The following is a 20047-nucleotide window of genomic DNA, read 5'->3' on the forward strand; positions in this document are numbered from 1 at the left end:
ACGTTCTTATCGCCTGGGGGGTGCCGTCGACTCGCGGATGATCAGGTCGATGGGTTGTTCGAGGACCTCGCGGATCTCTTCGTTGCGCGGTCGGGTCAGCAACAGGTCGACCGCCCGGGCGCCGAGGCCGGACAGGGACATTCGGACGGTGGTGAGCGGCGGGTCGAGGAAGGCCGCGATGGAGAGATCGTGGATCGAGATCACCGACATGTCGTCCGGGACGTGTACGCCGGCTTGACGTGCGGCGTACAGCGCGCCGACCGCCGACGCGACGTTGGCGACCAGGACAGCGGTATGGCGTCGCTTCGCGGCGAGAATCTGTTGCATACCGGCCGCTCCGCCGTCGGCCGTGTAGTCGCCGTGGGCAACGAATCCGGGATCGAGATTCGCGGCCTCCATGGCCGCGATGTAGCCGAGCCGGCGTCGTTCGGCCGTATCGCTGTCAGCTGGACCGCTCAGGAAAGCCACTCTGGTGTGGCCGAGCTCGAGCAGATGTGACACCGCGAGTTCGGTGGCGCGCTCGTCGTCGAGCACCACGTAGCGACGCTTGCCCGGCCCGGTGCGGTTGACGCAGAGCCACGGCGGCCCCAGCCGGTCGAGGTGTTCTTCGCGGGTGCCGGTGATGCCACCGCCGGCCAGCAGCAGACCGTCGACCCGGCCGTTGCCGAGCTGCTTGGCGTAGTGCTCGAAACTCTCCTCGCCGAGCTCCATCGACGCGGTCAGCAGCGCCGAGTCGGCCTTCGTCGCCGCGGTCTCGGCGCCCTTGATGATCTGGCCGTACGCCGGGTTCTCGAAGTCGGGGACGAGGAGTGCGATGGTCCGGGTGCGGGCCGTGCGAAGGCTGCGGGCCGCGGCGTTGGGCTGGTATCCCAACTCGGCGACCACGGCGAGAACCCGTTCCCTGGTGCTCGGCTTGATCCGCAGTCGCGGGTCGTCGTTCAGGATCCGCGAGACAACCGCGCGGTCGACGCCGGCCCGGGACGCGACATCGGAGATGGTCGGCCCACGGCGCGGTACTCCGGTCCGGACCTCGTCAGCCATGAGTCCCTCCCCCTTCTCAGCGAGTGCGCAGTATCGCAGCTCAGGGACCGAGCACCTCGGAATCCAGCGTCCGGTACCTCTTGACGGCGGTGCGCTCACCCGTTTACGGTCTCCATTAAATCGATTGACCACACACTTAGCAACAGGATCGACCTCTGGTCAATCGATTGATCACGGTTCCCAAACCGAGAGTCCAGTTGAAGGAGACTCGCGATGTCCATCGCCATTGGGACGCGGACGCGTGTGCTGGCCGCTGCGGCCGCCGCAACGTTGATCGCGCTGGCCGGCTGTTCGAAGGCCGAGTCACAGTCCGCCGGGAACGCCTCCGGCCCACAGAAAGTCGTACTGATGAACTGGGAGGCGCTGCAGGGTTCGCCCCTCGAACCGGTGCTGAAGCAGTTCACCGCCGACACCGGCATCCAAGTGGAGTACCAGTTCGCCGCCTCCGGCAGCGACTACTGGCCCAAGACGCGCACCGTGCTGGGGTCGAACAACCCGCCCGACATCATGCGCATCGACGACGACTTCCTGCCGTACTACGCCTCCACCGGCAAACTGCAGGATCTGAAGGACGACATTTCGTCCGCGGGGATGAAGTCCGGCGACTACTACGACTCGGTCTACAACAGCACCGTCCAGGCGGACGGATCGATCCCCGCCTGGAGCCTCGGTATCCAGCCCCGCGTGATCTTCTACAACAAGAAGATGTTCAAGGAGGCCGGCGTACCGACTCCGCCGACCACCTGGTCCGGCAAGGGCTGGACCTGGGACGACTTCGTCAAAGCCGCGCAGAAGCTGACAATCAAGGACAAGCGCTGGGGCGCCGACGTCGTCGACGACTCCGCCTTCGAAACGCTGTACTCCGTCAACAACGGCGGCGAAGGCCGATGGACCAAGGACGGCAAGGGCTTCGCGCTCGCCGATCCTCCCGGCCAGGAAGCTGTCCAATGGGTCGCGGACCTGACCTGCAAGTACGGCGTACAGCCGGCCTGGTCGGAGCTGTCCCAGACCGGGAAGGGCGCGGAGATGTTCGCCGCCGGCCAGATCGGAATGATCGAGCGCGCGTCCAGCTTCGTCGACTACTTCCGCACCAACGCGAAGGGTTTCGACTGGGACGTCGCCCCGGTGCCGGCCGGTTCGGCCGACCAGATCACCCAGGGCAACCAGCTCGTGTTCGCGATCCCGAAGGCCGCCGCGAACAAGGACGCCGCCTGGAAGCTCCTGCAGTACTTGACCACTGCCAAGGGCGCTGACCAGTTCGCCAAGGCCGGAGCGTTCGTACCGGGCCTCAAGTCGTCCGCTCAGCTGGCCGGGAAGCCCGTTGCGGGCAAGCCGCCGGCGAGTGCTTCCCTCATTCTCGGCGCTGCTGACCACTCGTTCCGGTCCGGACGGGTCGAGAACATCGAAGATGCCATCGGCATCTACCGGCCGGCGCTCGACCCGGTGAAGAACTGCCAGGCCAAGGCGTCCGACGTACTGCCGAAGGTGAAGCCGGACGTCCTCTCGACGATCGATCAGTAATGACGACTGTCGAGACGGCACGACCACCTGTGGATCGGCGCCTGGGAGTCAGCGAGAGGAAGACGCGGCGGCCCCGCCGGTCCCTGGTCGGGTACCTGTTCGTCGCTCCGTTGATGATCGGCCTGGGCGTCTTCCACCTGTATCCGATGCTGCTGACGATCTACGCGTCCTTCACCAAGTGGGACGGGTTGACGCCAAAGCACTGGGTCGGCCTGGACAACTACACCAAGCTCATCACCAAGGACGCGCTGTTCCACCAGGTCGTGCGCAACACGTTCCTGTTCATGCTCGGTGCGATTCCGCTGACCGTGGTGCTGTCGCTCGTGCTGGCCGCGTTGATCAGTTCACCCAGACGGTCGATGGTGGTGTACCGGCTGGCGTTCTTCGTACCGTACGTCGCCAACTCGGCTGCCGTCGCCGTCGTGTGGTTCCGGCTGTACTCCGGCCGGGACGGCGTACTCAACACCGTCCTCGGCGCGGTCGGGATCCACGGCCCGGACTGGCTGGTCACGTCCCCGTGGGCGTTGGTCGCGGTTATCATCGCCAGCGTCTGGCAGAGCCTGGGCTATCCGATGATCGTGCTGATCGCCGGCATCCAGGCGATCTCGGAGTCGGTGAACGAGGCGGCGGCCATCGACGGCGCCGGCCGCTTCCGGCGGTTCCGGTACATCACGCTGCCGCTGCTGACGCCGTCGTTGTTCTTCGTCACCATCAGCCAGTTCGTCGTCAGTTTCCAGGTCTTCGGGATCGTCTACGTGATGACTCACGGCGGCCCCGGCCACGACACCGACATGTACCTGACCCGCTTGTTCAACGTCGCCTTCGGGTCGGGCCAGCTCGGCTACGCGTCGGCGATGTCCTGGTTGCTGTTCCTCATCATCGGAGCCCTCACGGTTGTCCAGTGGCGGCTGCAGAGAGCCTGGGTGTTCTACGAATGAATGCGACCATCGAGGGTGGGGCCGCAACCCGCCTGCTCGCGAATCCGCGCTTCACGCGGACCATGTACTACGCGATGCTGACCGTCCTCGCGCTGGGATTCCTGTTCCCGCTGCTCTGGATGATCGGTACGTCGTTCAAGTCCGGGCCCGACACGGTCACCCATCCGTCCGCGATCTTCCCGGCCCATCCGACGCTGACGAACTACGCGGCCGCGCTGCACATCCTGCCGCGGTACCTGTGGAACAGCGTCGAACTCGCCTTCCTGAACGTGGTGTTCCTCCTGGCGGTGGCATCACTGGCAGGATTCGCGTTCGCCCGTCTGGACTTCCCCGGCCGCGACCTGCTCTTCCTGGTCGTGCTCGGCTCCGCCCTGGTCCCCGGCATCGTCTACCTGATTCCGCAGTACGCCGTGTTCCGCGACTGGGGCTGGGTGGACACCCACTATCCGCTCTGGGTGCCGCGCGCCTTCACACCTGTCTTCGGCACGTTCCTGATGAGACAGTTCTTCCTCGGAATCCCCAAGGAACTGGAGGAAGCGGCGCGCATCGACGGCGCCGGCGTCTTCACGATCTTCTCCCGGATCATGCTCCCGCTCGGGACACCGGCCCTCGCCACGGTCGCGCTGTTCACGTTCGTCGACTCCTGGAACGACCTGCTCGGTCCGCTGATCTTCGTCAACTCGCAGCGGCTTCAGACGGTCCCGGTCGCCCTCGCGCTGTTCCGCGGTCTGGAGTTCACCAACACCGCCGCGTTGATGGCCGCCGCGACGATCACGATCGTTCCCGTGTTCGCCGTCTTCATCCTTGCCCAGCGGTACTTCGTCATGGGGATCACACTCTCCGGAATGAAGGGATAGTCGATGTCGATCATCACCAAGATCGAGACCTTCGTCAGTGGCACCTTGTGCGTGGTGCGCGTGACCACCGACGACGGACTGATCGGTTACGGCCAGACCGCTCCGTCGGTGCCAGAGATCACCGAACAGGTGCTGCACCGACTGGTGGCCCGGCACTTCCTCGGTCGCGACCCCTGGGAGCTGGCCGCACTCGTCGACGAAACGGTGCGCGCCGAGTACAAGTACCTCGGTGGCTTTCTGTTCCGTGCCATCAGCGGCGTCGACACCGCGATCTGGGATCTGCAGGGACGCGCCACCGGACAACCGGTGTACAAGCTGCTTGGCGGCGCCGTACGTGATCGTGTCCCGGTCTATGCATCGAGCATGAGTCGGGAGATCCCCGTTGACGAGGAAGTCGGCCGGATCGCGGATGCGGTCGAGAAGTACGGACTGCGGTGCGCGAAGGTCAAGATCGGGATCAGGAACGGCCGCGACGCCGAACTCTGGGAGGGGCGAACCGCCGCGCTCGTGCCGGCCATGCGGAAACACTTCGGCGACGACTTCTGGCTCAGCGCCGACGCCAACGGCGCGTACTCCCCCGGCGGCGCCGTCCAGGTCGGCCGGAAACTCGAGGAGTACGGCGTCTTCCATCTCGAGGAGCCGAATCCCTGCTGGGAGCTCGACAACATGAAGTACGTCGCCGATCACCTCGATCTCCCGATCGGCGCCGGGGAGCAGGAGTGGTCGCTGGAGATCATCAGGCGGATGATCGCCGAGCGGCTGGTGGACGTGATCCAGCCCGACGTCTGCTACGTCGGCGGCATGACCCGAGCCCGGCAGGTCGCCCAACTGGCCGACCTGAACGGCATCCCGTGTACGCCGCACAGCTCCGGACACTCCCTGATCAAGATCTTCACCGCACACCTGGTGATGGCCTCGCCCGCCTGCACGCAGTTCCAGGAATGGAGTGTGGAACCACCCGGCAGCGTTTCAGCCTCTTCGAGCAAAGAGCCACGGCTGGCCGGGGTCTCCTCCGAGGTCTACGGCCCGATTCCATCGGTACAGGACGGCTACATCACCCTGGACGACACACCGGGGTGGGGAGTGGAGATCCTCCCCTCGTTCCTGGAGAAGGCCGAACGCCACGTGACGGGGCTCGAGTGAGCGAGTTCGACGGGCCGCGACCGCTGTGGGGAGAGGCGACGAATCACGCCCTGCGCGCCTTCCCGATCACCGGCCGCCAGATGCCCGAGCTCTTCATCCACTGCATTGTCGAGATCAAACGCGCGGCGGCCCTCACCAACGCCGAACTCGGACTCCTGGACGCCGACCGGACGAGTGCGATCGTGGCAGCCTGCGACGAAGTACTGGCCGGCAAGCACGCCGACCAGTTCCCCGTCGACGTCTACCAGACCGGCTCGGCGACGTCGAGCAACATGAATGTCAACGAGGTCATCGCTTCGATCGCGGCCACCGCGTCCGGACTGGAGGTCCTCCCGCACGAACACGTCAATCGCGGCCAGTCCTCGAACGACGTGGTGCCTTCGGCCATGCGGATCGCGTTCCTGCGGGCGCAACGGGACCGTCTGCTTCCGGTACTGCGGGAATTGTCGGCCGCGTTGATGGTCAAGGCCGACGAGTTCTGGCCCGTCCTGAAGATCGCCCGTACCCATCTTCAGGACGCCACGCCGATGCGACTCGGCCAGGAATTCTGGGGCTGGGCCGGCCAGGTCGACGGAGCCGTGACACGCATCGAACGTGCTTCGGACGAACTGCGTGTTCTACCGCTCGGCGGTACCGCGGTCGGCACCGGAGTCGGAGCAGCGGATGGATTCGCCTCCCGCACCTGCGAACTGCTGTCCGGCCGCCTGGACCTTTCGTTGACCGAGGCAACCAACCACTTCTGGGCGCAGAGCACGCTGGACAGCACGATGTCCGCCCACGCGGCAGTCCGGACCGCCGCACTGTCCTTGAACAAGGTTGCCTGCGACATCCGTCTGCTCGCCACCGGACCCCGCGCCGGACTGGGGGAACTGCAGGTTCCCGACGTCCGGGTGTCGAGCAGCATCATGCCCGGCAAGGTGCCGCCGTCGGTGATCGAGGCGGTCACGATGGCCGCGGCCCGCGTCGTCGGCAACGACGCGGTGATCACGTTCGCCCAATCAGGCAGCATCCTGCAGCTGAACGTGATGATGCCGGCGGCCATCGAGGCCTTTCTCGAATCGGTCGACCTGCTCTCGTCGGCCACCGGCAACTTCACCCAGCAATGTGTACGCGGCATCGCGGCCACCGAGGTCGGACCCGAGAACGTACGGTCGAGCGTCATGCTCACCACGGCTCTGACGCCACACATCGGCCACCACGCAGCCGCCAAGATCACCGAGGAGGCCCTGTCCACAGGAGATCCGGTCGATGTCGTCGCCGCCCGCCACGGCATCCCTCGTGAGCAGTTCTGGCAATGGTGCGACCCCAAAACCATGACAGGCGCCGACGACCAACGTCCCTGGACAACCACTTGAGCACCAGTTAGCGCAGGAACTGTAGGAGGATGTTGGTGAGTTCGGTGGGGTGTTCTTGGTAGAGCCAGTGGCCGGAGTTCGGGATGACCAGGCCGGTCACGTTATCGGCGTACTGGCTGACCCAGGTGGCCTCACGGGTGCCGAGGTTGCCTGAGGCACCGATCGCGAGGACCGGCATGGTGAGCTTGGTCTGCTGGTAGACGGCGTTGTCCTTGACGTCTTGGGGCAGGGTGGCGAACCACTGGATGCTTGCCCGCAAGTGTCCAGGTTGTGCGAGGGCATGCGCGTAGATCTTCAGGTCGCATGGGGTGAGGGCGCCCTTGACCACCTCGCTCAGCGGCATGAAGTCGGTCACCCACTGCAGCTCCCGGCCGGTCATCAGGTCCTCGGCCAGGCCGTTCTTCTCGGCGAACAGGCCGAACCACCACAGCCCGGGACCGTTCGGCGTCAGCGAGGGGAACGTGTAGATGGTCGGGTCCGGGATCGGGGCCTCGCTGAGCACGAGTTTCACGACGTCGTCGCGATGGGCTGCGGCGTACGGATAGGCGACTGTGGTGCCGATGTCGTGGCCGACGACCCTGAGGTTGTGGCTGAGGCCGAGCTTGACCATGAGCGCGTAGATGTCGGCGGCCATGGCCTTCTTCGTATAGGTGGCGGAGGAGGCCGGAGCATCGCTCAGCCCGGCGCCCGGCAGGTCGGGCGCGACGACCGTGTAGTGCTCGGCGAGTGCAGGCAGGACGCGGTCCCACGTGTACCAGGTCTGCGGGTAGCCGTGCAGCAGGAGCAGGGTCGGCCCGTGACCGCCGCGCACGTAGTTGATGCCGATGCCGTTGACCTTGACCTTGCGCTCGACGAAGCCGGCCGGAGGTGACGGGTTGAGCGAACAGCCGCGTTCGGCCGTTTGGGCAGCGCCGCCCGAGGCGGGCCGGGCCTGAGCGGATCCGGCTGCGATGAGCAGCCCGGCGACGCCGGCGACCGCCGCGATGATGGTGACAAGTGGACGCGCGCTCTTCAGACGCGCAGCGCGGGTGAGCTTCATTTCCAAACCTTTCATCGAGTGAATAGTGCTTCCACTCGATGAGAACCTCCTGCTCAGGAAGGCCGATAGCCTTCGTCGCGGGCCTGGATGAGATGGTTTCCATCTCTCTCGGAGCTGTGCTGGGCCAGCATGCCGGTGGCGAAGGCGGCGGCCGCGGGGCTGGTTTCGGCGTGGGGCGGGAGGATCAGGTAGAGGTGGCGGTCCAGTTGGGCGCCGTCGACTTGGACGTGACGCAGCGGGGTGTCGGGGTCGGTCAGGACCTTGTACTGCAGGCCTACCGGGGTGAATCCGATGCCGGCGCCGGCGGCGATCATCTCCAGCAGGACCTCCCAGTCGCCGGCCTCCGCGACGATCCGCCGCGTGATTCCTGCCCCGGCGAACAGGGCATCGCACAGCAGCCGCGCGGTCCAGCCCGGGGGTACGTCGACAAACCGCTCGCCGTCGAGGTCGGCAACCGTCACGTGGTCGCGGCGGGCAAGTTCGTGATCGCTGCGACAGGTCAACGCGAGCGGCTCGCTGGCCAGCGAGGTCAGGCGCAGCCGGCCGCGCTGCTCCAGAGCCGGTCCGATGGCGCAGTCGAGCTCGCCGTTCTCCACCATGTCGAGCATGTCGAGCGCGGCGGTGCCGCGCATCCGGACGTCGACGCCGGGGTGGTCGCGCAGGAACTCACCGAGGTACGCCGCGAACGGTACGAGGTACTGCGCCGAGAGGGCGATGCCGAGGCGGAGCCGGCCAACGAGCACGTCCCGGGTCTCCTGCACCGCGCGACGGGCGGTCTCCGCGGCACGCAACGCCTCGCGCGCCGGCCCGACCAGGGCCTCCCCGGTGGCGGTGAGCCGGACCGGCCGGGTGCCGCGGATGTACAGCTCGGTGCCCAGCTCGCGTTCCAGGGACTGCAGCGAGTTCGACAGCCCGGATTGCACGATCAGCTCGCGACGGGCCGCCGCGGTCACGCTGCGCTCCTCCGCGAGGGCGATGAAATGGCGTAGCTGGCGCAGCTCCATGCCCGAACCTCCATCTGCTGAGCGGATCGAGAGTATCTGAGCCCGCTGCCGCCGTACCCCTGTTGGGGCCGCTCCGGCCGAGGTTGATTGGGAGTCGGACCCAGACACCTACACAAGGAGCACTTGATGCGCATCGATTGGGATGTGCCGATCACCATGGACGACGGCCTGGTCCTGCGGGCCGACATCTTCCGGCCGGACGCGGACGGCCGTTATCCGGTGATCATGACGCACGGGCCGTACGCCAAGGGACTGTCGTTCCAGCAGGCGTTCACCTTCGCGTGGTCGAACCTGGAGGCCGAGCACCCCGACGCGCTCGCCGGTTCGTCCAACCGCTACCAGAACTGGGAGACCGTCGATCCGGAGAAGTGGGTCCCCGACGGGTACGTCGTGATCCGCGTCGACGCCCGCGGCTCCGGACGCTCCCCCGGGTACGTCGACATCTTCTCGCCGCGCGAGGCCCTCGACTACTACACCTGCATCGAATGGGCCGGCGTACAGCAATGGAGCAACGGCAAGGTCGGCCTGCTCGGGATCTCGTACTACGCCGTCAATCAATGGCAGGTCGCCGCGCTGCAACCGCCGCACCTCGCGGCGATCTGTCCGTGGGAGGGTGCGACCGACTACTACCGGGAGTTCACCCACCACGGCGGTATTCCCAGCGACTTTCTCAGCCAGTGGTTCCCACCGCAGGTGGAGGCGATGCAGCACGGCGTCGGCGACCGCGGCGCACGCAATCCAGTCACCGGAGTACCAGTGGCCGGCCCGGAGACGCTCGATCCGGACGTGCTCGAGAAGAGCCGCGCGGACGTGGTCGCAGAGATGCTCGCCCGCCCGGTTCTGGACGACTACTACCGGGACCGGTCGGCTGACCTCACCAAGGTCACCGTGCCTACTCTCTCCGCCACGAACTGGGGCCACCACCTGCACACCCGCGGCGGATTCGACGGCTACAACGCGATCCCAGCCGAGCAGAAGTGGCTCGAGGTCCACGGGCAGCAGCACTGGGTCGAGTTCTACACCGACTACGGCCTGCGGCTGCAGAAACGGTTCTTCGGCCACTTCCTCAAGGGCGAGGACACGGGCTGGGCCGACCAGCCACCGGTGTTCCTCAACGTCCGCCGGGTGGACGGCACGTTCGCGCAGCGCGCCGAGAACGAGTGGCCGCTCGCGCGGACCGACTGGACAACGTTCCATCTCGACCTCGACCGCCAGGAACTGACCACCACACCGCCGCGGTCCGAGACAAGCGTCGACTTCGCCGCACTCGGCGACGGGATCACGTTGTGGACGGAGCCGTTGAGCGTCGAGACCGAGATCACCGGGCCGGCCTCCGCGCACCTGACCGTTGCCTCCAGCACCGAAGACGCCGACCTCTTCCTCGTACTGCGGGTGCAGGACCCGAACGGAATCGACGTCACGTTCCCCGGCGCGATGGACCCCGAGGGCGCGATCGCGTTCGGCTGGCTACGTGCTTCGCTGCGCGCGACCGATCCGGCGCTCAGTACGCCGTACCGGCCGTGGCAGACCTACACCGAATCGCAGCCGCTCACGCCAGGCGAGCCGGTCGGCGTCGACGTGGAGATCTGGCCGACCTCGGTGATCATCCCGGCCGGCTACCGACTCGGCGTCACGCTGACCGGCCGCGACTTCACGTTCCCCGGCGAAGGTCCGTGGCCGGAGGCGTACGGCGTCCGCATGCGCGGCAACGGCATCTTCGTCCACACCGACGAACGCGGCCGCCCACAAACCGTCTTCGCCGGCACCACCACCCTCTTCAACGGCGCCTCCCTACTACTACCAATCATCCCGGTGTCAGGCTGACAGGCGGTGAGGGGCCTTGCCTGGTTCGACCATGACGACGGTACGGGCGGCGTTGTGGAGGACCGCGGTGGTGAAGCTGCCGTCGGCGAACTGGGCCGCCTGGCCGCGCGGCGACCGGCCGACCGCGATGGCGCGCGCGTCGATGTCGTTGGCGTGCTGGGCGAGGACCCGGCCGGCGGCCGCGTGGTCGCCGACGCTGGTGAGCACCTGACCGGTGGCGGCGATTCCCAGCGTGAACAGCCGGTCGAGATGGCTCAGGACCGTGGCGCGGGCCTGTTCGGCGTCCTCGGCGTCGATGGCCAGCTCCTCGACGACGGCGGTCTCGCGGATGTGCACGACCTCCAACGGGCGGCCGGCGTCGCGAGCCATCAGGGCGGCCGCGTCGACGATCTCGTCGGCGTTCTCGATGGCGCCGACCGCGACGATGACCGGCTGGTACCCCGGGGCGGGTGTGGCCCCGACGCGTTGCAGGCTTGGGCAAACGGGCTCGCCCTCGACCGCGCCCTTCTCGGCCGCGTCGACCAGTTTGTGGCCGGAGGCAAGAACAACGATGGCCAGGATGAAGGCGACGCCACCGAGGTAGAAGGGCACACTGAGGTTGGTCGCGTCGGCCAGCTTGCCCGCGACGAACGGGGCCAGGCCGCCGCCGATGAACCGGACGAAGCCGTACGCCGAGGAGGCGACCGGCCGCTCGACCGGCGAGACGAGCATCACCGCCTGGGTGGTCAAGGTGTTGTTGATGCCGATGAACGCGCCGCTGACGATCACCGCGACGATCACCGCCGCCGGAGTGTTCACACCGATCGCGATGACGGCCATGACGATGCCGAGGCAGAACAGGTTGACGTACAGCACCTTCGCCGTACCGAATCGCGCCTGCAGCCGCGGGGCGAAGAACACACTGAACGCGGCGACCAGCAGACCCCAGCCGGTGAAGACGAGACCGAGCTTGTGGGCGTTGAGTTCCATCGGGTACGGCGCATAGCCGAGCATGGTGAAGAAGCCCCAGTTGTACAGCAGCGCCATGATGCCCATCGTCAGCAGGCCGCGGTGTCGCAATGCCTTGAGTGGCGCGGCCAATGACGTCTTGTGCTCCGGCTTCGGCAGGTTCGGGACGAACGCGATGGTCGCGACCAGGGCGATGAACATCAGCACCGCGACACCGAAGAACGGCCCGCGCCAGCTGATGCTGCCGAGCTCACCGCCGAGCAGCGGCCCGACCGCGATACCGAGACCAAGCGCGGTCTCGTACAGGATGATCGCCCCGGCGAAGCCGCCGCTGGCCGAGGCCACGATGACGGCGAGGCTGGTCGCGATGAAGAGGGCGTTGCCCAGTCCCCAGCCGGCCCGGAAGCCGACGATGCCGCCGATCGAGTTCGACGTACCGGCGAGCCCGGCGAAGATGACGATGAGGACCAGGCCCGCGATCAAGGTGCGCTTGGCGCCGATGCGGCTGGACACCCAGCCGACCGCCAGCATCGCGACCGCGGTCACGACCAGATAGCTGGTGAACAGCAGCGACACCTGGCTCGGCGTGGCGTGCAAGCTGCCGGCCAGCGCGGGCAGGATCGGATCGACGAGCCCGATGCCCATGAACGAGACGACACAGGCGAACGCCACCGCCCAAACGGCACGCGGCTGCTTGAACGGGCTCGGAGCTGTCCCATGGGACGCGGTCATCTGCAGGTTCTCCTCACGATGGGGCGTGTTCAGTCCGACGACCGGGATTCGACAAGGCGGGCGAGTGCGGGCAGTGCGGCCGCGATAGCGGCCTGGTCCTCGGGATCGAGGCGGTCGAGCGTCTGCTGCAGCGCCTCGGCCCGCTCCGCACGCCGCCGATTGAGCAGCTCGAGTCCGGCCTCGGTCGCCTCGACCAGCACCGTGCGACGGTCGTCGGTCTTGGCGGTACGGCGTACCAGGCCCTCGCGCTCCATCCGGGTGACCAACTGCGTCATCCCCGGCTGCGAAGCGCGCTGGGCCTGAGCCAGCTCCGTCACGCCGAGCGCGCCGTCCCGCCCAAGCCGATGCAACGCGGCCGAGGCTGTCGCACTGAGATCGCCGGCGGTCGAGACCTGGCGAATGAACGTCACCAACTGCTCGAGCACCACAACCAGTTCAGTGCCGGACGTTTGCATAACCCCATTATGCATAACATCCTTATGAATGCACGAGTCGACCGGCTAGAGCGACGCGAGTCACACCACCGGGACGACCCGGGGGCATTGCTACGGTCGGGCGGTGATTGTGCGTCGTCGGGCTGTTCTACTTGCCGTTGCGTCTGCTCCGTTGCTGGTCGCGTGTACGAAGACCGCGGACAAGGCGGCGCCGAAGTTGAAGCTCGAGAAGGCCTGGCAGGAGCGGATGGTGACGCGGTGGGAGGCGCTGCCGGGTCGGGTGCATTTGGTGGGCGATGCGGTGGTCGTGGTTGACGGCACCGGGACGGAGACCGCCCGGGTCTGCTGCTTCAACGCGGCGGACGGCGCGAAGAAGTGGGTGATCGACGGCCGGGGTTCGATGTCCGTGCCGGGGATGGGGGCCGTGTGGGTCTGTGTCGTTGGCCCGGGCTTTCTGGGCAACTCGCCGACTCTGGTTCAGCGGCCGGCGGTCCGGACTGCGGGCGACGTACTGCCGGTGTCCGTTGCGTCCGCACCCAAGGGTGCGGCGACGAGTGGAGTCGTCGGCCTCGACGTACGGACGGGCGATCCGGTCTGGGGATTTCAGGCCGTGACAGCTCCGTCCACCGATCGCACAATGGTCACGGCGGTGGCCGAGTCCGTCGTACTGGCGACTGTCAGCGCGCCGTTCGGCCCTGGCTGGCCGGAGCATTCGACGACCACGATCGCGCTCGATGCCAAGACCGGCGACGAGCTGTGGCGTGACCGGGATACCGTCGGAGTCTCGGGCGACGGGAACTCGGTCGTCGTTGCGAAGCGGACGGGGGCGGCCTGGCACATGGAGGTCCGGGACGCACGGACCGGAAAGGCTCGCTGGACCGGTACGCATCAGTCGCGCGGACCGTACGAAGACAGGGGAACCGCCGCAGACCACACCGTGCTGCAACACGCGGACCGCAAGGACTACGACCTGATCCGGTTGTCCGACGGCAAGCCGGTCGAGGTCGATACCAACCTCATTCCGACGGTGGTGGCGAGCGGTCCACCGTTGCTCGTCTGGGACGGCGGGGTCGAATGGTGGGCCAAGGGCCCGAACGGCTTCGTCACCCAGACCTTGCCGGAAGGCTCGCCGACCAAGGGGAAGCACCGGCCCAAGGGTCTGGAGTTCAGGCCGGCGTACGGCGTCGGACCATACATCTGGGGCGTGTACTCCGGCACCCAGGAAAGCGAAGCGAACGACCACCTCGCGGGCAACATCGCGGTCGACCGCACCGGCGCACCCTGCTCCCCGAACCTACAAGCCGGCTACCTGGCCGACGTCTCCGACAAGACCCTCGTCATCGCCTGGAACAACTCAATCGAGGTCCACCGAATCACACCCGCCTGATTCATGCGGATGGGCGCAACTTTTCGGGTCTCGGGGGTATCGAGTAGGCAGGAGCAGTACTGACCCGAGGGGCTGGGTATGTCCGGTCGACTGAGTAGGGCGGCGGTTGCCGCGTTTCTGGTATTGGGAGTCACCCCTGGGGCCGCGCATGCGGTGGGTGCGGGAGCGTCTGCGACAGCGCGGGCGTCAGCTGGTTGCTATGTCCATGTCGGATCGGTGACCGCCGCAGGTGATCACGCCGGCAAGTTGGTCACCGTCGGCGGAGCGTCGTCCGACGCCTTGGCGACCGGCGTCTACCCGCCCGGCGCGGTCCGGGTCAGCGGGTCGCTGGCGGAGGATCCGGACGTCACCGGGTACGGCGGCTCGATCAACGGGTACACCGTGCTGGGCTCGTCCATGTACTCCACGTCGTACCTCATCACCCTGGACGGCGACGTCGACCGGACCAGGCCGACGACGTACCTGGTCGGTGGCGGTTGGGGTGACACGACCTACTTCGAGACCACCCGCTTCTGGGACTACCCGAAGCTGCCGAACCTGATCAGGCAGTACCAACTGCGTGCCGACGGGACCCTGACCCGTTGGGACATGCAGTACAGCAACGCCAACGGCACGGCGAAGTGGGCGAACAAGCAGTCCGCGACCGGGTTCGCGGCGGTGAAGACGATGGCGATGATCAGCCAGACGCTGACCTACGACACGTTCCTGGCCAACACCCGCGGCGGCGCGCTCTACACGATCCGCGTACCGCGTACTTCGCCGATGAAGCCGATCGTCAAGAAGGTCCGCGACTCGACCTGGCAGGGATTCGAGGCGCTGGTCGCGGAGAAGTGCGGTCAGTACGGCACGATGCTGGTCGGCATCGACAAGGACACCAAGATGGCGTACGCGTACGCCATCGGCCACGCGAACGGCACGGCTACCGTGATCCAGGGGCTCGGCAAGGTGCCGGGCACTTTCGCCGACCCGGTCTACTTCCGGCGCCAGATCCGCGAGGGCGACGCTCAGATGTTGTTCGGGGAATGAGGACCATGTCCGGTCGGCGCAGTACTGCGTCCTTCACGGCAGGGGCTGTCCTCCTGCTGAGCGTCGCCGTACCTGGCGTCGCACACGCGGGCGCTGCCGCCACCTCGGCAGCCTGCTACGTGCTTCCTGGTTCCGTGACGGCCGGCGGTGCCCAGACTTCTCAGCTGATCACCGCCACCTCGCCGCCGACGGCGCGGGCGACCACCAGCTACTCCGACATCTACCCTGACGGCCAGGTCCGGCTGAGCGGGACCATCACCAACGATCCGGACATCACCGGCACCGGCGGGGCGTTCTACGGCAACGTGGTGATGGGCTCGACCATGTACGCCAGCACCTACTACCTCACCGAGGCCGGCGACGTCGACCGGTCAAAGGTCTACCTCACCAAGGTCGGTGGCGGCTGGGGTGACGCGACCTTCTTCGACACGACCGGGTACTGGAAGTATCCGGCTCCCCCGGAGTTCATCACGCAGTACTCGCTCCGCAGCAACGGCACGATCACCCGCTGGGAGAACGGGTCGATGTGGGCCAACAAGCAGACCGCGACCGGCTTCGCCGCGGTCAAGACGATGGCGCTGATCAGCCAGACCGCGACGTACGACACGTTCCTGGCCAACACCCGGGGCGGCGCGCTCTACACGATCCGGATCCCCCGGACCTCGCCGATGAAGCCGATCGTCAAGAAGGTCCGCGACTCGACCTGGCAGGGCTTCGAGTCGCTGGTGATCGAGAAGTGCGGCCAGTACGGCACGCTGTTGCTCGGCATCGACAAGGACAGCCGGTCCGGATACCTGTACGCCGTTGGTCACGCCAACGGAACCGCGACCGTCATCAAGGGACTGGGCAAGGTTCCGGCCACCTTCGCCGACCCGGTGTACTTCAACCACGTCCTCCGCCTGGGGGACGCCCAGATGCTGTTCGGGGAGTGACATGTCGAAACGACTTTGTACTGCGGGGCGCCTGGCTGCTGCCGCTGCGCTGATGACGGGGATGCTCGCCACGGCTCCGAGCGAGGCGCTGGCTGCTGACACAACCGCCACCGCGGGGTGCGCGATGGTGTCCGGGTCGGTGACCGCCGGTGGCGATCAGACGGCAAGGCTGATCACTGCCGGCTCGCCGCCAACGGTGCAGGAGAAGACGCGCTATCCCGACATCTTCACCGCCGGCCAGGTCCGGTTGAGCAGTGTGGTCAGCAACGGACTCGTCCTCCCCAGTCCCGGTCGCATGTACTACGGCCACGTGGTGATCGGCTCGGGGCTCTACAGCAGCTACTACATCGTCACGGAAGCCGGCGAGGTCGACCCGACGCAACACCTCAACGAACGGGTCGGCGGCAGCTGGGGGGACACCACCTTCCTCGAGACGAGCTACCCGAAGGATCCGGATCCCTGGGCCTTGACCAACCACTACTCGCTTCGCGCGAACGGCACGATCACCGCGTGGGACGACAAGGGTGGGTTCGGTTGGACCAACCCACGGTCCGCGGGCGGGTTCTCGGCGGTCAAGACGATGACGCTGATCAGCCAGACAGCGACGTACGACACCTTCCTGGCCAACACCCGCGGCGGCGCCCTCTACACGATCCGGCTCCCATTGACCGCGCCGCTGAAGCCGATCGTCAAGAAGGTCCGCGACTCCACCTGGCAGGCCTTCGACACGCTGATCGCCGAGAAGTGCGGCCAGTACGGCACGCTGCTCCTCGGCATCGACAAGGACACCCAGTCCGCCTACCTGTACGCCGTTGGCCACGCCAACGGCACCGCCACAGTCATCCAGGGGCTAGGCAAGGTCCCAGCCACCTTCGCCGACCCGGTCTACTTCCGCCACGTCACCGAACCCCGCTCCGCCCCACAGCTGTTCGGCGAGTGACCTAGTAACCGGGGAAGACGTTTCGGAGTTCTTCGAGGGTTACGTTGCCGGTGATGGTTATGCCGGCGGCGTGGTCGGGGCGGAGGCGGCCGGTCATCAGCCGGATCACTGCCTCGGCCGGGCCCTCGAAGGTGGCGGTCGGGTCATCGATCGGGTCGGTCACGGTGACCGCGTCGGTGATCACGATGCCGCCGCCCGGAATCGCCAGGCGGACGTCCTGGTCGACCTGGTCGGCCTTGGCGGTGAAGCCGAGTAGGAAGGCCAGCGGTCCGCGGAAGAGCTCGATGAGCAGGTCGGCCGAGCCTGCGTCCACGGTCGCCGACGGGTCGACTCCGACGCGTGCGTCCCAAGCGTGGCTCGCGACCTCGTTGAGCCGCATGGCCACCGCGACCAGCAGCGACACCGGGTCGGGCAGGATGCCCATCTGGATCTGGCGATCGCGCTGCTCGGCGGTGAGTCCCTCGACCAGGTCGACGTACGCCGCATCGTGTTTGAGGAACCCTGCCGCCTGGTCGGCCGGGGACGAGCCGTTCCACCGGTCCCAGATCGTTTGGTTGTCCTCGACCTCGACATGCTCGCCGGCGGCGGTCGCGATCGGCTTGCGGGAGATCTCGGCACCGCTGCCGAGGTGCGAGAGCACCTGCGCGACGGTCCACTCCTCCGCCCCACTGCGGCTGTTCAGCTGTTCCTCGGTCAAGGTCGGCACGAGGGCGGCAAGGGTGTCGTGGTTGGCACGCAGGGCCGCGATCACGCGGTCGACAAGTGTGGTCATACCAGCCCCAACCTCGCCGGCCGCAGCTTTCTTCCGTACGGCGATGTCGGATCCGGTCAGAGGTGTTCGTAGCAAGGATGAGAGGCCGCCCGGCAGGGGCGTCCCCGGGGCAGAAAGGCAACGGACGCTCCTCATGACTACCTTGACAACACCGGCCACAACCACCGCGCACCGCTCCAGCGGCTTGATGTGGGCGATCCTGGCGCTGGTACTGCTCGCCGACGCGCTCGACGTCATCGACGGGACCGTCACGAACATCGCCGCCCCCACGATCGCCCGCGAACTCAACGGCGGTGTGGGTCTGATCAAGTGGCTCGGCCCGGCGTACATGCTCTCCATGGGTGTCCTGCTGCTGGTCGGCGGACGGCTGGGTGACAAGTTCGGCCAACGCAAACTTTTCCTGATCGGCATCAGCGGATTCACCCTGGCCTCGGCGCTCGCCGGGCTCTCGCCCGACCCGGCGCTGCTCATTGCCGCCCGGGTCGCGCAGGGGGCGTTCGGGGCTCTGCTCATCCCGCAGGGGATGGCGATCATGACGAAGGCGTTCAGTCGCGACATGCTCGCCAAGGCGTTCGGGCTGTTCGGCCCGGTGCTCGGTCTCGCCAGCGTCGGCGGCCCGGTGCTGGCCGGATTCATCATCAGCGCCGACCTGTTCGGTCTGTCCTGGCGCCCGATCTTTCTGGCGAACGTCGTCCTCGGCATCATCGGCCTGGTTGCGGCCGTCAAGATCCTGCCGCGTGACGACGACGGCGACCGGTCCACCGTCGTCGACGGCCGAGGCTCCGGCCTGCTTGCCGCCGCGATGTTCGGCCTGCTGTACGGCGTGATCGAGGGCTCGACCAACGGTTGGAATGCCGTACCCGTCGCTTCGATCATCGCCGGCATCCTGTTCTTCGCGGCTTTCGCCTACCGTCAGCGCACCGCAGTCGACCCGCTCATCAAGCCCTCGCTCTTGCACAACCGGGGCTTCACCTCCGGCATGGTCGTCGGCCTGGTCGTCTTCGCCGCCGGCACCGGCCTGATCTTCGTACTGTCGCTGTTCCTGCAGGAAGGTCTGCACGCCGGGGCGCGGGGAGCCTCGCTCGGGCTCGTACCGCTCACCGCGGGGATCATCGTCGCCGCATTCGCCGCCATGGCTGGCCTGGTCACCAGGCTCGGTCGCAAGCTCGTGTTCATCGGCCTCGCCGTCAACCTCGCCGGCTGCGCCTGGGTCCTTGCCCTCGTCAACCACTCCGGAACGAACCTCAGCCTCTGGACGCTGGCCCCGGCGTTCTTCGTCATCGGCGTCGGCACCGGCCTCTGCTTCGCGACGATCCCGACCGTTGCCCTCGGCGACGCGAAACCCGACGAAGCCGGCAGCGCCAGCGGCTCGCTCAGCTCGATCCAGCAACTCTCGTCAGCGATCGGCTCGGCCGCGGTCACCTCGATCTTCTTCCAAGGCACGTCGTCCGGCCTCGGCCACGCGATGACCGTCACCCTCATCGTCGTCCTAGCCGTCACCGCCCTCAGCCTCCCGGTCGTCACCCTGATGCCCCGCAAGGCAGCTGAGTAACTCAGCTTCCAGCGGGCCGAGCGGGACGAGGCGGAGGGTTGTTGCGCTGGCTTCAGGTGTGGTCATCTGAGCGACGGTTGCTTCGCCGTAGCGGCCGTACTTGTCCGGGTAGGCAGCGTCTACTGCCTGCAGCTCCGCGTTGTCGTCGACATCCTCGACGACAACCTGGGCCTGCAGGCCCACCACGTGGATCCGCGCCCGTCGCGAATCCACGACGCGACCGAACCACCCGTTCTCGCGTCGATACCAGGTCCGCACGTCGACCTGATCGTCGACCCGCACCACCCATACCGGAGTCTCGCGCAACAACGTGCCATCACCGCGCTCGGGAGCGATGTGCAACTCCTCGGCCCTCCCGATTCGCTCCAGCTCGTCCGAAGACCAGGCCGACGTCATGATGCGAACTCCTCCAGGCAGGCACGTCGCCGGCTCCTTCGTGTCTTCAGCCGGCGAGGTCTGCGGCGCGCGGGCTCCCGTCCTCGCGTGACATTGGGAGAACTAGGAGCGTTTTGTGCTCCCACAGCGCATTTCTCTCCAGGTTCTCCGCGGGGCGGTCTGAAGAGATATTTACCCGAGCTCGGGGCTCTCGTACTGTCTGTGGG

Annotated in this window: 18 protein-coding genes; 11 read left to right on the forward strand and 7 right to left on the reverse strand. The window is 67.0% G+C overall.

The window, feature by feature from the left end; genetic code table 11:
• Positions 1 to 6: 6 nt before the first annotated feature.
• Positions 7 to 1041: a LacI family DNA-binding transcriptional regulator gene (locus EV650_RS16465; RefSeq protein ID WP_134119621.1), complete on the reverse strand. Its 1035-nt coding sequence runs from the start codon at positions 1039 to 1041 to the stop codon at positions 7 to 9.
• A 213-nt stretch (positions 1042 to 1254) separates the two neighbouring features.
• Here EV650_RS16465 and EV650_RS16470 point away from each other — a divergent pair, with 213 nt between their 5' ends.
• From EV650_RS16470 to EV650_RS16490, 5 genes are read left to right on the forward strand one after another with little or no spacing between them, the layout of a single operon-like run.
• Complete coding sequence (locus EV650_RS16470) at positions 1255 to 2562, forward strand: extracellular solute-binding protein (RefSeq protein ID WP_134119622.1); 1308 nt, start codon at positions 1255 to 1257, stop codon at positions 2560 to 2562.
• On the forward strand, positions 2562 to 3500 hold the full coding sequence (locus tag EV650_RS16475) for a carbohydrate ABC transporter permease (RefSeq protein ID WP_134119623.1): 939 nt from the start codon (positions 2562 to 2564) through the stop codon (positions 3498 to 3500). The genes EV650_RS16470 and EV650_RS16475 overlap by 1 nt, the downstream gene beginning before the upstream one ends.
• Positions 3497 to 4357 (forward strand): carbohydrate ABC transporter permease, encoded by an 861-nt coding sequence (locus EV650_RS16480; RefSeq protein ID WP_134119624.1) that lies wholly within the window; start codon positions 3497 to 3499, stop codon positions 4355 to 4357. The genes EV650_RS16475 and EV650_RS16480 overlap by 4 nt, the downstream gene beginning before the upstream one ends.
• A 3-nt stretch (positions 4358 to 4360) precedes the next feature.
• A complete protein-coding gene (locus EV650_RS16485; protein WP_134119625.1) occupies positions 4361 to 5500 on the forward strand; it encodes a mandelate racemase/muconate lactonizing enzyme family protein in 1140 nt (379 codons plus the stop codon).
• Positions 5497 to 6855 carry a lyase family protein gene (locus EV650_RS16490; protein ID WP_166678158.1) on the forward strand — a complete coding sequence of 453 codons (1359 nt, stop codon included), beginning with the start codon at positions 5497 to 5499 and terminating at the stop codon, positions 6853 to 6855. Before EV650_RS16485 ends, EV650_RS16490 begins: the two co-directional genes overlap by 4 nt.
• Positions 6856 to 6862: 7 nt before the next feature.
• On the opposite strand, the gene EV650_RS16495 is transcribed toward EV650_RS16490, so the two are convergent.
• A complete protein-coding gene (locus EV650_RS16495; protein ID WP_134119627.1) occupies positions 6863 to 7894 on the reverse strand; it encodes an alpha/beta fold hydrolase in 1032 nt (343 codons plus the stop codon).
• Between the two features lie 53 nt (positions 7895 to 7947).
• Complete coding sequence (locus EV650_RS16500; RefSeq protein WP_134119628.1) at positions 7948 to 8898, reverse strand: LysR family transcriptional regulator; 951 nt, start codon at positions 8896 to 8898, stop codon at positions 7948 to 7950.
• A 126-nt stretch (positions 8899 to 9024) separates the two neighbouring features.
• Between EV650_RS16500 and EV650_RS16505 the strand changes: the two genes are divergently transcribed.
• Positions 9025 to 10722: a CocE/NonD family hydrolase gene (locus EV650_RS16505; protein ID WP_134119629.1), complete on the forward strand. Its 1698-nt coding sequence runs from the start codon at positions 9025 to 9027 to the stop codon at positions 10720 to 10722.
• On the opposite strand, the gene EV650_RS16510 is transcribed toward EV650_RS16505, so the two are convergent.
• A complete protein-coding gene (locus EV650_RS16510; protein ID WP_134119630.1) occupies positions 10714 to 12402 on the reverse strand; it encodes an MFS transporter in 1689 nt (562 codons plus the stop codon). The genes EV650_RS16505 and EV650_RS16510 overlap by 9 nt on opposite strands.
• 29 nt (positions 12403 to 12431) lie before the next feature.
• On the reverse strand, positions 12432 to 12857 hold the full coding sequence (locus tag EV650_RS16515; RefSeq protein ID WP_202874556.1) for a MarR family transcriptional regulator: 426 nt from the start codon (positions 12855 to 12857) through the stop codon (positions 12432 to 12434).
• A 103-nt stretch (positions 12858 to 12960) separates the two neighbouring features.
• On the opposite strand from EV650_RS16515, the gene EV650_RS16520 reads away from it, so the two are divergent.
• From EV650_RS16520 to EV650_RS16535, 4 genes are all read left to right on the forward strand, one after another.
• A complete protein-coding gene (locus EV650_RS16520; protein ID WP_134119632.1) occupies positions 12961 to 14223 on the forward strand; it encodes a PQQ-binding-like beta-propeller repeat protein in 1263 nt (420 codons plus the stop codon).
• A 216-nt stretch (positions 14224 to 14439) separates the two neighbouring features.
• Positions 14440 to 15249 carry a hypothetical protein gene (locus tag EV650_RS16525; RefSeq protein WP_238174226.1) on the forward strand — a complete coding sequence of 270 codons (810 nt, stop codon included), beginning with the start codon at positions 14440 to 14442 and terminating at the stop codon, positions 15247 to 15249.
• A 5-nt stretch (positions 15250 to 15254) separates the two neighbouring features.
• Positions 15255 to 16181, forward strand: coding sequence for a hypothetical protein (locus EV650_RS16530; RefSeq protein WP_238174227.1), 927 nt, complete (start codon positions 15255 to 15257; stop codon positions 16179 to 16181).
• Position 16182: 1 nt separating this feature from the next.
• On the forward strand, positions 16183 to 17121 hold the full coding sequence (locus EV650_RS16535; RefSeq protein ID WP_238174228.1) for a hypothetical protein: 939 nt from the start codon (positions 16183 to 16185) through the stop codon (positions 17119 to 17121).
• A gap of 1 nt (position 17122) precedes the next feature.
• Here the strand turns inward: EV650_RS16535 and EV650_RS16540 are convergent, their stop codons facing one another.
• On the reverse strand, positions 17123 to 17893 hold the full coding sequence (locus EV650_RS16540; RefSeq protein ID WP_134119633.1) for a maleylpyruvate isomerase family mycothiol-dependent enzyme: 771 nt from the start codon (positions 17891 to 17893) through the stop codon (positions 17123 to 17125).
• 133 nt (positions 17894 to 18026) lie between these two features.
• Between EV650_RS16540 and EV650_RS16545 the strand changes: the two genes are divergently transcribed.
• Positions 18027 to 19445, forward strand: a complete 1419-nt coding sequence (locus tag EV650_RS16545; protein ID WP_202874557.1) for an MFS transporter — start codon at positions 18027 to 18029, stop codon at positions 19443 to 19445.
• Here EV650_RS16545 and EV650_RS16550 read toward each other — a convergent pair.
• Positions 19383 to 19841, reverse strand: coding sequence for a DUF2255 family protein (locus tag EV650_RS16550; protein WP_134119634.1), 459 nt, complete (start codon positions 19839 to 19841; stop codon positions 19383 to 19385). The genes EV650_RS16545 and EV650_RS16550 overlap by 63 nt on opposite strands.
• Positions 19842 to 20047 lie beyond the last annotated feature (206 nt).

The sequence above is a fragment of the Kribbella kalugense genome, assembly GCF_004365875.1.
GTDB classification, from domain to species: Bacteria; Actinomycetota; Actinomycetes; order Propionibacteriales; family Kribbellaceae; genus Kribbella; species Kribbella kalugense.